Origin of the sequence: Prevotella sp. S7 MS 2 (assembly GCF_000762865.1) — a bacterium.
GTDB lineage: Bacteria > Bacteroidota > Bacteroidia > Bacteroidales > Bacteroidaceae > Prevotella.
Genome location: NZ_JRPT01000006.1, coordinates 1 through 13,859, shown reverse-complemented (window position 1 = coordinate 13,859; position 13,859 = coordinate 1). Strand labels below are relative to the sequence as shown.

Sequence of the window (13,859 nt, the reverse complement as noted above, 5' to 3'; positions counted from 1 at the left end):
TTCTATTTATTACAGAAGTTCTGCGTGTCCGTGACTTTCCTCAAGTACAGCCTTAGCAATGCTTGAAGAAAGAGCTGCATGATGATCATACTCCATAGAGCTAGTAGCACGACCAGAAGTGATGGTACGCAAAGTTGTTACATAGCCGAACATCTCTGCTAGAGGAACCATAGCTTTTACGATACGAGCACCGCTACGAGCCTCATCCATACCTTGAACCATACCACGACGCTTATTCAAGTCACCAATGACATCACCCATGTTCTCTTCCGGAGTTACAACTTCTACCTTCATGATAGGCTCCATCAAAACAGGGCCTGCCTTAGGACATCCGTTCTTGAATGCGTTGTGTGCAGCAAGTTCAAACGACAATTGGTCTGAGTCTACCGGGTGGAAGCTACCATCGGTCAAAGTAACCTTCAAACCTGTCATAGGATAACCACCAAGTACACCATTCTTCAATGAATCTTGGAAACCCTTCTGTACTGAGGGGATGAATTCCTTAGGAACGTTACCACCTTTCACCTCGTTAACAAACTGCAAATCGCCCTCATTAAAGTCTTCGTCCTTAGGACCGATTGTAACAATGATGTCAGCGAATTTACCACGACCACCACTCTGCTTCTTATAAACCTCGCGAAGTGTAACAGGTTTGGTAATTGCTTCTTTATAGTTAACCTGAGGCTTACCTTGGTTACATTCTACCTTAAACTCACGTTTCAAACGGTCGATAATAATATCCAAGTGAAGCTCACCCATACCAGAGATAATAGTCTGACCACTCTGTTCGTCAGTACGTACTGTGAATGTTGGGTCTTCTTCTGCAAGCTTAGCAAGACCATTATCCATCTTAGCTACGTCAGCCTGACTCTTTGGTTCTACGGCAATAGAGATTACAGTATCAGGGAATGTCATAGATTCCAATACGATAGGATGATTCTCATCACAGAGTGTATCACCTGTACGGATATCCTTGAAACCTACACCTGCTCCGATATCACCAGCATCGATAGACTCCATTGGAATCTCCTGCTTAGAGTTCATCTGGAACAGACGGCTGATACGCTCTTTCTTACCCGAACGTGGGTTATAAACATAAGAACCGGCTGCAACCTTACCAGAGTAAACGCGGAAGAATACCAAACGCCCCATAAACGGATCAGTAGCAATCTTAAATGCGAGTGCAGAAGTAGGAGCGTCATCCGAAGGCTTACGATCTTCTTCTTCATCAGTATCAGGATTGGTACCAACGATATTCTCTGTATCCAGTGGTGAAGGAAGGAAAGCACAAACATAATCGAGCAAAGGCTGAACACCCTTATTCTTATAAGAAGAACCGAGCACCATCGGAGTCAACTCCATAGAGATAGTACCCTTGCGGATAGCCTTCATCAACATCTCTTCAGGAATATCCTTACCCTCAAGATAAAGTTCCATCAGCTCGTCGTCAAAGTTGGCAGCACTTTCTACCATCTTCTCTCTCCACTCATTAGCTTCATCTACGAGGTCTGTAGGAATTTCTTCCAAAGAATATTCAGCACCCATGGTCTCATCATGCCACAGAATAGCCTTCATCTTGATCAAGTCCACAACACCCTTAAAGTTTTCCTCAGCTCCAATAGGAATCTGAACAGGACATGGATTAGCACCCAAGATATCCTTCATCTGCTGAACAGTCTCAAAGAAGTCTGCACCAGAACGATCCATCTTGTTTACGTAACCGAGACGAGGCACATTGTACTTATCTGCCTGACGCCATACAGTTTCAGACTGAGGCTGAACACCATCAGCTGCAGAATATGTAGCCACAGCACCATCAAGCACACGAAGTGAACGCTCAACCTCTGCTGTAAAGTCAACGTGTCCCGGAGTATCAATCAGGTTTATCTTGAATGACTTACCATTGTAATTCCAGTTACAAGTAGTAGCAGCAGATGTAATAGTGATACCACGCTCCTGCTCCTGAGCCATCCAGTCCATGGTTGCAGCACCATCATGTACCTCACCAATCTTGTGAGTCTTTCCTGTGTAGAAAAGGATACGCTCTGATGTTGTTGTCTTACCGGCATCAATGTGAGCCATAATACCGATATTACGAGTCAAATGTAAATCGCGATTTGCCATTTTTTCTTTTCCTGATTAATATGATTAGAATCTGAAGTGAGCAAATGCACGGTTAGCCTCAGCCATACGATGCATATCTTCCTTACGCTTATAAGCACCACCCTGATTGTTGTAAGCATCTGCAATCTCAGCAGCGAGTTTCTCTGCCATCGTCTTACCACCACGCTTACGAGCAAAGAGGATTAGATTCTTCATAGAAATACTCTCTTTACGATCGGGACGAATTTCTGTAGGTACCTGGAATGTAGCACCACCGATACGGCGACTCTTTACCTCTACCTGAGGAGTAATGTTATCAAGAGCTTGCTTCCAGATTTCAAGAGCTGACTTTTCTTCCTTAGCCATCTTCTCTGTTACCACATCAAGAGCTTTGTAGAAAATTTCATAAGATGTATTCTTCTTACCATCATACATCAAATGATTCACGAATTTAGAGACCTTTTGGTCATTGAAGACTGGATCTGGTAAGATCACACGCTTCTTTGGTTTTGCTTTTCTCATTTTTGTTTTTAAAATAAAATTCTGCTTGGGGCTGTACTTCTGTCTTCTTCAACATCCTCACTCGGACATTTACTCAACCTGTCGTTAACAATTCTCCAGCAAAACGATTTTTCTTTAAATAACAAGTAGACAAGAAGGCTAGCAAAAACACTAGCACCAAGCCTACTCGCAATGTCTTTTACAACTTATTACTTTTTAGCTGCCTTAGGACGCTTAGCTCCATACTTAGAGCGACGCTGGGTACGGTTAGCTACACCTGCGGTATCAAGAGTACCACGTACGATGTGATAACGAACACCAGGGAGGTCTTTTACACGACCACCGCGTACCAACACAATACTGTGCTCCTGCAAGTTATGACCTTCTCCGGGGATGTAAGAGTTCACTTCCTTAGAGTTTGTCAAACGTACACGGGCAACCTTACGCATTGCCGAATTAGGCTTCTTAGGAGTTGTAGTGTAAACACGAACACAAACGCCACGGCGCTGAGGACAATTGTCCAAAGCCGGAGACTTGCTCTTGTCTACGATGTCCTTTCTGCCTTTTCTTACCAATTGTGAAATAGTAGGCATAATTTTACTTTTTAATTATATATATTTTGTTTATTATCAAACCGTTACGAAACAGACACAATACAACATGCTATTTCGGGCTGCAAAGGTACGAACAATTATTTGAATTACCTAACATATATAAGCCGCGATATTTTTACAGATTAAATATTTAACAAAATATAACTTTAGTAAGTTATTTGTAACTATCATATAAAAGTACTAGCTTATGAGTTATTGAGTTTTATGAGCCTATAACTTATTGAATTTGTAAATTGCCAAACAATATAGTTAACAAACACAGACTCCCTTCCATCCCTCCCCTTACTCATAATCCAAGACTTCCACCATATTATATATAGAGCATGAAGAGAAAACAAAGACTCATCTGCCCCACCGTACCGTCAGTCTGCACTGCCGCACTTTTCATAACTTTATTGAGCGATATTGCCAAACTCTTAAAGTTATATATAGCTAAAGGCGACATGAGATTTCACGAACAAACTTGGCGTGCGATTTCCCATCTGCCTTTCCCTTCTCTTCAATTTCTTATTATTCTCTTCATATACAATCTATTGCATCAAGTACTTTCATCTATTATCTCTACTAAATACCATTTATCGTCACAAATTCTAAAGACATATTTGATGCTCACTCCCGTATCATCTATTTGAAAGTCATAAATGACTTCTTTCTTAGTCTGTTTTATTTCTCCACAGATACTCCTTTTCTTATAGAAATTATTTCTTTGCTTTGACCCCTTTTTCCTTTAACTTCTACTTTTCCTTGACATCCACTTAACAAGCTGGATATAAAAAGGATAACCCGTTGGCGGAATTAAAATGTACATATCTGGCAATGCCACCATGAAACCGCCTGCGAATAGAGCCAAAGGTACGTTTCGCTTTGTATTTTGTCTTGCTGGTGGCTACATTGATACGCTGCTCTCTTTCAGTCAGCTTGCATCCTCTTACTCCTTTGTGCATGATACGACTCTTGAACTTCACACGTTTAAGTACACCCTTGTTCCCCGCAGAGTCATGTCCCTTGTCGGCATAAACAGGTGTACCCTGCGGAAGTTTGGCTTTTGCTAACGGCCTTTCCAAATGTTTGATGTCACTTTGTTAGCCGATGTAGTTTCCTAGGCAATCACCAAACCCATCTCGCCCGTAACCAAATGTCGCTTGTATCCGAAGTGTAACTTGCCCATCTTCTTTACCCAATATACTTCGCCGTCAACATTAGGCTTGACAAGGCCTTTAACCATAGCCTTTCCTGCTATATCCATACCTGTCTCCTCATTGCGTTCCTCGACTACTTCGTATTCCTTACGCCCGCGGGGATGACGAGGGATGTCCGTGATACTGGCGTCAACTATGGTGCCACGCTTAACCAAAACACCGGCCGACTCTAACTGGCGATCAATCTCTTCCAGCACATCGTCGTAAAGGTCGGTTTCAAGCAGAATGTTGCGGAAACGACACACCGTCGTACTATCTGGAGCGCAGTCGTCCAATCCTAAGCCGACAAATCAACTGAAAGACAAGCGGGCATTGACCTGCTCCTCGCCCCCGCCGTCACTCAGGCTGTACCATGTACGAAGGAGTTCGGTCTTGAATAACACAAGGCTGTCATAGCTCGGACGACCGGTGGGACGGTCATCTTTGGTATAAGCAATCTCAACTAGTCCACAGATGGGATTCCAATCGATTGGCTGATCGAGTTGAGAGAAAAGGGGCTGTTTGATCTGACGATGACCAACTAACCTTAAACAAGGAGGATAGAGTTGGGGGCCTATCATGGCCGTTATCGTTGATTGATATCTATGATGGCATGTGGCTCCTGTTGTTCAATTTTTTCATATTGTAGCTTGAGCCGTTCTATGGAATCTTTTTCTTCCTCAGACAGAGGGTCTTGTTTGATGTAGATATTTCCCATCCCCTTGTCGTGAGCCTCAGTTAGTCCTTCTGGTGCGACACCTTCTTCTATGCTGGTGCATGACATGGCAGCCAAAATAAGGATGCTCGAAAAAGTGTAAATGCAATGTAAAAATCTCATGTTCGTTTCCTTTTTGAATGGTCTGTCAATTTTGATATACATATCCCTGATTTATTTCCAATTCAGGATTTATTAAATAGTCGCGTAGTTGGAACGGGAAGTTGTAAAGATACTTTTTGGTAATCTTTTTTGTTCTTCCGTCTGTCACCCAAAATTCTGGCATTCCATTGCGCTTGAGTTCATACCATCGATCGTTTTCTAGCATCAGTTCCTTTCTGCGCTCATTCAGTATGGCTTGCATCAGTGGCGTCAGAGGCTTTCCCTCGGCATCAATCTTTATAAGGGCGGAATGGTCAACGGATGGAAGAGTGGCTACTATATAAGGTGAATAGTCGGTGATACGATGTGAGCGAAAGTCGTTAAGCATTTTTAGAGCCTTATCTAGGCGTCCTAAATGAGCTAGACATTCCATGCCCATTAGTGCGAACTCGGCACCTCGTATCCCTGTAAATGCAGCTTTTGTGGTTCTAAGTTTCTTGTCTATGTATTTGAATCTAATATCCTTTTCTTTTTCGGAAAATAACTTATAAAAGCCGATGGAAAGTGGACGCTCCTTCAGTTTGTTCACGTCTCTGTCATATGCGTAAACGGAATAGCCTGTATTTGACATGATTAATATATTTCCCGAGCGTTGTAGTTTATTTTCAAGCATATTGGTGTATTCCTTGCCTTGTAGCAAAGGATATTTATTGAGCAATTCTAAGCATATTGGCAAAGCTTTCTCCCATTTCTCACTCCAAAAGTAGGTCCGTGCCAAATAAGCTTTTGCTACATCGGTGGTAAAGTACATCTCTTCATTCTCTTGCTTGTCATTGATGGCGGTCTGTAATTCTTTGATGATAAATTCTGCCGTTTTTTGCAAGCTGCTTCGTCCGGGTCTTGATTCCATATTGAACTCGGTAACAAGAGGCAGTCCCATCTGTTTCTCCGGTGAATTTGCATTCCATGGATCGCAATAATCGCGCATCAGGTTATAGTATGCGACTGCACGCATGATACGAGCTGTAACGCTGAGTGTACGTGAGATGGAGTCCGATGCATTCAGTGCGTCAAGAACAATGTTGTAATCCTTGATTTCCTTGTATCCTCTCATTAAAACATACATGTTTCCTATGGCTCCGTCGCCTACATAAAAGACTTTCAAACTTCTACCTTTATTCATGGAAGCGTTCAGATTGTCGGCATATAATTCCTTTTCGATGGCACGCTTGTAGGATTCCAGCGTAACGGACGAGGGGGTAGTCTCCAATGATGACAGTTGCGCATATATTAATGTGCCGTAATCCTCTGGTGTTTTAGGCAAAACGTTGTTATAATTGTTCTCTTTGAGATATTCGCTACATGAGGATACGATTAGCGTGATCGCAATTAAGATCCCCGTGTGATAATAGTTCTTCATATATATATCTTTTTGAATGATGTTAGAAACCTATTTGCAAGCCGAAAGTTACTGATCTCGTAATTGGATAGGTAAGCCCCGGTTGTTCTGGGTCAATGCCTCGAAAATTAGTGAAAGTGAAGAAGTTCTGTGCCGAGCAGGTGATGCCAAGATTTGAAAGTCCCAATGTTTCTGTCACGTTTTTATTAAAAAGGTAGCTCAAAGAAATGTTTCTTATGCGCAGGAATGATGTTTCCTGTAGATAAATTCCGTCCATGATGTTTGAACCAGTAACCATATTGCCTTCAAGGTTTAGGGGTGCTCCGAACGCATCTACAATGCGAGGATATTTCGTTCCTTCGCGATTCTCTGTTGTCCATCTGTCCATCCTGTCTCGCGCCACGTTGAGGTGGTTGGTATAAATGTCGCTGAAAGATGTTTGGGGAGTGTTGTTTCTAGAATATCCTACCATGGAATAGTTGACAGGAGAATTAATTTCGTTGAGTGCCTTTCCCCCTATTGAATAGGCGGCTTGTACACTGAACGTGAATCTTTCATAGGATACATTTATACTTCCGCCTCCTGAATAGGGAGCGTTACGGGTACCGAGATAGAACTTGTAGTTTGCCACGTTCTTCTTGTCGGCAATTGTTTCGAACTTTGCATTAGGAACTGTCTTCATGTTGTAATATCCTGTTTCCTTGTCTATTCCCGTTGATATACCGTTGAAAATGGCGTCAAGCGGGTAACCTTGATATTTCCCATCGCTGACTCCAAAAAGAGGTGCTACAAATTTCACGAGTTCGTTTCTGTTCCATGATAGATTGACCGATGTCGATAAAGTTAGTTTCTTCGTCTTTATGGGAGTTCCATAGATGGATATTTCCAAGCCTCTGTTCCGTATTTTTGAAGTATTGAAACTGTATGCCGTGAATCCAGTGGTGGACACTGTTCCCACTCTGGTGATGATGTCGGAGCTGAGTTTTTCATAAATCTCGGTATTAATGTTCAATCTGTTGTTGAACAGTCCCATGTCGATGCCCAGTTTCATGTCGCGTGTCCGTTCCCACCGCAAATGTGGATTTGGGGCGTTTTTCACCGTTCCTGTTATATGATCGTTCCATTTTTTTCGCCCTGTGCTTATGACTAAGCTTTTCAACATGCCTTGAACTACGTTTCCTGTAAAGCCATAGGATACGCGCATGGTTAGTCGGTTGATTACAGGCTTTATGCTTCTCCAAAATCTTTCGTTGTCAATGTTCCATGCCGCGCCTATAGAATATGTTGGATTAAATTGTTCCTTGGCACCGAAGTTATTTGACCCATCAGTTCTCAAAGCTGCATTGAGGGTGTAAGTATTATTGAAGTCATAGTCCACGGTAGCGAAAAAAGAGGCATATTTTTGCTCGTTCCACTGCGAGGAGGAAAGATTATTGATCAACTGTATCCACTTCGAGTAAGACATATTTCCATTCTCAGGAGGTTCGGGCATACCTGTTATTTTTGTCTCCGGATCATATCCATATTGCATCATAATAGACCTTTGGTTTTTAGAGGATCGGATTTCGCTGCCTCCGATCATGACTATGTGGTGCAATTTCCGAAAGTCTTGTGCGTAACGAAGCATGAGCCTTCCCATGAAATTATTCCCTTCGCTGAAGTTCTGTCTCAGAATTCCATAACCATTCCATTCTCTATTTTGCATGTCCCATGGCAGCCGATTCTTGAACGCAGCATAAGTATTCTTGCCCAATTCGTCAGTACCATTGATGTTGTTTCGTCCGTATGCTGCTATTCCCGTAAATTTAAGATTATCGGTAAGAAAATAATCGAAGGTTCCTTGGATGTTGATTCCCAATTTGGTATTGCAACTTGATGTTTCATTCATCTCCCTCAGTATGTTGAAACCATTTGTAGGGATGTAGGGGAGTGATGCGTCGCCTGCATTTATTTCGGTGAGATTGAAATAGGTCATATCTGCCCGATAGCTTCCGTCAGCGTTGTATGGCGTTTCGTAAGGATTGGCAAAATAGGCGTATCTAAACGGGTCGACGCTTGATACGAAATCGCCGCTTTTTTGAAAGGAAACTGTTGACTTGAACCCGAGCTTTAACTTTGAAGTGGGATTCACGTTGATTTTCATGTTAAAGGTATAACGTTGATAGTCATTTCTTTTGACCAATCCCATATTCTTTGTGTACGATAGCGAGGTATAATAATCCATCTTGCCTGTTCCTCCTGACAACGATAGGTTGTGATTTTGCGATAGGGAATTCCTGAAGATCTCGTCATACCAGTTGACATTATTTCTTTTAAGTCCTTCTATATAAGCACTCTTTTCTTCTTCTGTCATTTTTTCGAAACCGTTTTCAGTCCATAATTTCCCATTTTTACCAATTTTGTCTGCATGGATCATCCCCACAATACCGATCACGGGGTACCAGCCATTGCCCGATTTGAAAGGTTTCGCTGAAAATTCGTTCCATAATTCCTGCTCCCATCGTATCTTTTCTTCCGTATTCATAATATTTTCCTGCCGTTGGGGGTATAATCCGATGGTAAACAGAGTGGAGTAGTTCACACGTGGCTTACCGACTTTTCCATGCTTGGTAGTGATAGAGATTACGCCACCTGCTGACCTTGAGCCATAGATAGCCGAGGCTACGGCGTCTTTCAAGATGGTTATACTTTCTATGTCGTTAGGATTGATATCTCCAATTCCGTTTCGAAAGATATTGTTGAAATCACTTGCATCCATCATGCCAGTTCCCAATATTTTCGGCAAGTTGTCCTGCATGATGACTCCGTCAACCACCCACAGTGGTTCAGCCGAGCCATTGACGGTGTTAATTCCGCGTATCCTTACTTGAGCGCTTTCTCCGGGTTTCCCGTTTGGAACGCTTACGTGCATGCCAGCAATTTGTCCTTGCAGAATCTTGTCAATCGACGTAGATACTTGATTTTCTATTTGCTCGTGTGTGATTACGGCAAAAGAACCGGCCGAACGTCTTTTTAAAAGTCTGTTGTATCCTGTGGAAACCACTTCGTCCAACATATTGGTTTTGTCATTTAGCCTAATCAAAAGATCGTGATATGGAGGTTGCAGAGTTATTTTTTTAGCTTCCATGCCTAAGTAAGTTACTTGTATGTAAGACGGGGCAGGTAATGAGATGGCATGAAAATGGAATTTGCCATCAGTGTCGCTCGTTGCAACAGCTTTTTTGCCGTTGAGCGTGATACTGGCACCGATCACAGGTCTACCTTCATAATCAACGATTTTTCCAGAAATTGATATTTCCTTATTGTCTTTCTCTATCATGTTGTGCGTCTGGTCATTCGCCATCGCGTACGAAGTGATTGTTGCTGAGAGAAGAATAGCAGTAATAATTTTAAAAAACATGTTTGAATATTTTTATTTTTTTTACAAGTGCAAAATTACCTAAAAGGAATTTTGCTTACAATACCTTAAAATAGGTATTTTATCACGACTTTGTCCTCGGTGCATCTCGAATGTGCTGTTGTTACTGCATGGTAAAAGCTGTATCCAGACACCGTGTGTAAGCAATATTCAGAAAAAACATGTTGTTCGATTGATTTATCAAGAAAATGTGTAATGCGTACAATTAAGTATCCGAAGGGTAACTTGCCCATCTTCTTTACCCAATGTCCTTCGCCGTCAACATTAGGCTTGGCAAGATCTTTAACCATTTCCTTTCCTGCTATATCCATGCCGATTCAATATATAACTTTATCGAGCGGTTTTAACAAACTCTTAAAATTATATATAGCTAAAGGCGACATGCGATTTCACAAACAAAACTTGACGTGCGATTTCCCATCTGCCTCTTTCTTTTCTTCAATTTCTTATTATTCTCTTCATACACAGTCTGTTGCATCAAGTACTTTCATCTATTATTTCCACTAAATACGATTTATCGTCACAAAGTAATTGTCGGGCAAATTTGACAAATCCTTAAACTTCCACTTTTTTCGCTGATTACTTCGACAGCAAAACTATCGGTATCAGGATCGTACGTCTTAATTATAAGTGGAAAAACAAAACGACTCCTCTGAAAGGTAGAATCCTTCATAAATCGCTTGATAAAGAAATTAAAGTTCTCTTTTTTCATTTTTCTACGGACACACCTTGTTCTTATAGAATTTATTTCTTTGCTTTGATTCCTTTTTCCTTTAACTTCTACTCTCCCCTGATACCCACTTAACAAGCTGGATATAAAAAGGATTATCATTATTTATTCATTATTTCTGTGTTTCAATTCTTCGGAAAATAATTACTGTAAGTATATAGAATATCTCAATCAGACGGCAGAGTCGTCTACCGGTCGATTAAAGTCTGTCGACGGCGTAGGGAGTATTCAGAAAATGACAGAGACCATGAACAGGCTGCGATAATGGACAGCCTGATAAATATATCAGACAGATCAGTATCACATTCATACTGATTACGGTTATATAAAGGTCGAAAAATACTGTTTGCCCAATTCATGACGCAAGTTAGGAAAAACATCGATAAGTTCCAAGGAAATGGACAAAAAGTAAACAAACTGACGAGTTGGGAGGGAAAAGTGACAAGTCATACGGTCGGATGCCCTTCGCCCACACACATGGCAGAATTTTATTTAGAGCTAGAAAAACATGCATAACGTTTTTTGGTGACAGTAACAACAAATCTCATCTTTATTTTGTAACTTTGCATCTGATTCTAACATACTGTCGAAAGATGGATAAATTACCCCAAGATCCAATGATATTGTTCAGTACGGTCAATATGTTGTTGCGCGACAACTACAGTTCGCTCGACGAGCTATGCGACGACATGGACGTAGATCGAACAGCATTGGTAGCCAAACTGGCCACAGCCGGTTTCGAATATAGCGAAGTAAACAATAAATTCTGGTAAATATCGGATACGGATTCTCATGCGCCCATGAGAATCCTTTTTCGTTTTCTGCCACCAAGTATCAAGAGATAGAGACCGAATAGGAAACAAATAGCAATAAGAGGATATGACGAATTTAAGATTTGAGGTTGTGGCCGAGGCCTTCAGAAAGAAGCCGGTCGAGGTAGAGTTACCCAAAGAACGCCCTTCCGAGTACTTCGGCAAGTACGTCTTCAACCGTGCCAAGATGTACAAGTATCTGCCCACCGACGTATACAATAAGCTCATCGACGTGATGGACAACGGCGCACGACTGGATCGTGGCATCGCCGACGCGGTGGCACACGGCATGAAGAAATGGGCCAAGGAGTGCGGTGTAACCCACTACACCCACTGGTTTCAACCCCTGACCGAGGGTACTGCCGAGAAACACGACGCCTTTGTGGAACACGACGGCAAGGGTGGTATGCTCGAAGAGTTCTCCGGCAAGCTGCTCGTACAGCAGGAACCCGACGCCAGTTCATTCCCCAACGGCGGTATCCGCAATACGTTCGAGGCTCGCGGATATTCGGCTTGGGATCCCACATCGCCGGTCTTCATCATCGACGACACCCTCTGTATCCCGACGATCTTCATCTCTTACACCGGCGAGGCGCTCGACTACAAGGCTCCCCTGCTGCGCTCGCTCCACGCCATCGACGTGGCTGCCACGGCCGTGTGCCGGTATTTCGACCCGAAAGTGAAGAAAGTGCAGACCAATCTTGGCTGGGAACAAGAATATTTCCTCGTCGACGACAGCCTCTACTTGGCTCGTCCGGATCTTATGTTGACCGGTCGCACCCTCATGGGACACGACTCCGCAAAGAATCAACAGATGGAAGACCACTACTTCGGAACCATTCCAGAGCGCGTGCAAGCCTTCATGAAGGATTTGGAAGTACAAGCTCTCGAACTGGGTATTCCCTGTAAGACACGCCACAACGAGGTGGCTCCCAACCAATTTGAGCTGGCACCCATCTTTGAGGAGTGTAATCTGGCTGTCGACCACAACATGCTACTCATGTCGCTCATGAAACGTGTGGCTCGCAAACACGGTTTCCGTGCCCTCCTGCACGAAAAGCCTTTCGCCGGAGTCAACGGTTCGGGCAAGCATAACAACTGGAGCCTGACCACCGACACGGGCGTGTTGCTGCATGCAGCAGGCAAAAATTCGGAAGACAACCTGCGTTTCGTGGTCTTTATCGTAGAGACGCTGATGGGCGTTTATCGCCACAACGGCGTACTCAAAGCCAGCATCATGAGTGCCACCAACGCCCATCGACTGGGCGGAAACGAGGCTCCCCCCGCCATCATCTCCAGTTTCTTGGGCAAGCAGCTCACCGATCTGCTGGAGCATATCGAGAAAGCCGACAAGGACGAACTGTTCACCGTAGCCGGCAAAAAAGGCTTCAAGCTCGACATTCCGGAAATACCCGAACTGATGATAGACAATACCGACCGCAACCGTACAAGCCCCTTTGCCTTCACCGGAAACCGCTTTGAGTTCCGCGCAGTAGGTTCCGAAGCCAATTGTGCGTCGTCTATGATTGTGCTGAACACAGCTGTGGCCGAGGCATTGACCAACTTCAAAGAGCGCGTGGACGCCCTCATCGCCAAGGGCGAGAGCAAGAACGGAGCCATCATCGACGTGATTCGCGAGGACATACGCACTTGCAAGCCTATTCACTTCGACGGAAACGGATACAGTGACGAATGGGTGGAAGAGGCCAAAAAGCGCGGATTGGACTGCGAGACGTCTTGCCCGGTGGTCTTCGACCGCTACATGGACGACTCGAGCATCAAGATGTTCGAGTCGATGAACGTGATGAAACGCAACGAACTGGGAGCACGCAACGAGGTGAAGTGGGAAACCTACACCAAGAAAATACAGATAGAGGCGCGCGTCATAGGCGACTTGACCATGAATCATATCATCCCCGTGGCCACACATTACCAGAGCCAGTTGGCTAAGAACGTGCAGAACATGATCGACATCTTCGGGCGCGAGGAGGCCTTGAAGCTCTCTGAGCGCAACTTGAAGATTATCCGCGAGATAGCAGAGCGCACCCAAGCCATCGAAACAAAGGTGGAAGAACTCATCAACGAGCGCAAAGTGGCCAACAAGATAGACTGCGAGCGCGAGAAAGCCATCGCTTATCACGACAACATAGCTCCCAAAATGGAGGAGATACGCTATCAGATAGACAAGCTGGAACTGATTGTCGCCGACGAACTCTGGACGCTGCCGAAGTTCCGCGAACTCATGTTTATCAGATAAAAAGCACTATTGAGCGACCGAACACAAAAA

General features: G+C 43.6%; 10 protein-coding genes and 1 pseudogene. 2 read left to right on the top strand and 9 right to left on the bottom strand.

Annotated features, from left to right (window positions below; all coding sequences use genetic code 11):
• Positions 1 to 9: 9 nt before the first annotated feature.
• The 9 genes and pseudogenes from fusA to HMPREF0671_RS12630 form a co-directional block, all read right to left on the bottom strand.
• Positions 10 to 2,124 (bottom strand): elongation factor G, encoded by a 2,115-nt coding sequence (gene fusA, locus HMPREF0671_RS02490; protein ID WP_036896545.1) that lies wholly within the window; start codon positions 2,122 to 2,124, stop codon positions 10 to 12.
• Positions 2,125 to 2,148: 24 nt separating this feature from the next.
• The gene (gene rpsG, locus HMPREF0671_RS02485; RefSeq protein ID WP_036896544.1) at positions 2,149 to 2,625 is read right to left on the bottom strand and encodes a 30S ribosomal protein S7; all 477 of its coding nucleotides are present in this window, start codon (positions 2,623 to 2,625) and stop codon (positions 2,149 to 2,151) included.
• Between the two features lie 188 nt (positions 2,626 to 2,813).
• Positions 2,814 to 3,197, bottom strand: coding sequence for a 30S ribosomal protein S12 (gene rpsL / locus HMPREF0671_RS02480; protein ID WP_036896543.1), 384 nt, complete (start codon positions 3,195 to 3,197; stop codon positions 2,814 to 2,816).
• Positions 3,198 to 4,021: 824 nt separating this feature from the next.
• Positions 4,022 to 4,977: pseudogene (locus HMPREF0671_RS02475) on the bottom strand (IS5 family transposase); the annotation flags it as partial.
• A gap of 5 nt (positions 4,978 to 4,982) precedes the next feature.
• Entirely contained in the window at positions 4,983 to 5,234 is a 252-nt protein-coding gene (locus HMPREF0671_RS02470; protein ID WP_156431035.1) for a hypothetical protein, read from the bottom strand.
• Positions 5,235 to 5,259: 25 nt separating this feature from the next.
• Positions 5,260 to 6,633, bottom strand: coding sequence for a RagB/SusD family nutrient uptake outer membrane protein (locus HMPREF0671_RS02465; RefSeq protein ID WP_036896541.1), 1,374 nt, complete (start codon positions 6,631 to 6,633; stop codon positions 5,260 to 5,262).
• 22 nt (positions 6,634 to 6,655) lie between these two features.
• On the bottom strand, positions 6,656 to 9,955 hold the full coding sequence (locus tag HMPREF0671_RS02460; protein ID WP_198025879.1) for a SusC/RagA family TonB-linked outer membrane protein: 3,300 nt from the start codon (positions 9,953 to 9,955) through the stop codon (positions 6,656 to 6,658).
• 122 nt (positions 9,956 to 10,077) lie between these two features.
• Complete coding sequence (locus HMPREF0671_RS02455; RefSeq protein ID WP_036896539.1) at positions 10,078 to 10,341, bottom strand: hypothetical protein; 264 nt, start codon at positions 10,339 to 10,341, stop codon at positions 10,078 to 10,080.
• A gap of 209 nt (positions 10,342 to 10,550) precedes the next feature.
• The gene (locus HMPREF0671_RS12630; protein ID WP_036896538.1) at positions 10,551 to 10,862 is read right to left on the bottom strand and encodes a DUF4348 domain-containing protein; all 312 of its coding nucleotides are present in this window, start codon (positions 10,860 to 10,862) and stop codon (positions 10,551 to 10,553) included.
• A 491-nt stretch (positions 10,863 to 11,353) separates the two neighbouring features.
• Here HMPREF0671_RS12630 and HMPREF0671_RS02445 point away from each other — a divergent pair, with 491 nt between their 5' ends.
• Positions 11,354 to 11,533 (top strand): DUF4250 domain-containing protein, encoded by a 180-nt coding sequence (locus HMPREF0671_RS02445; RefSeq protein WP_036896537.1) that lies wholly within the window; start codon positions 11,354 to 11,356, stop codon positions 11,531 to 11,533.
• A gap of 106 nt (positions 11,534 to 11,639) precedes the next feature.
• Complete coding sequence (locus tag HMPREF0671_RS02440; protein ID WP_036896535.1) at positions 11,640 to 13,829, top strand: glutamine synthetase III; 2,190 nt, start codon at positions 11,640 to 11,642, stop codon at positions 13,827 to 13,829.
• Positions 13,830 to 13,859: the final 30 nt, after the last annotated feature.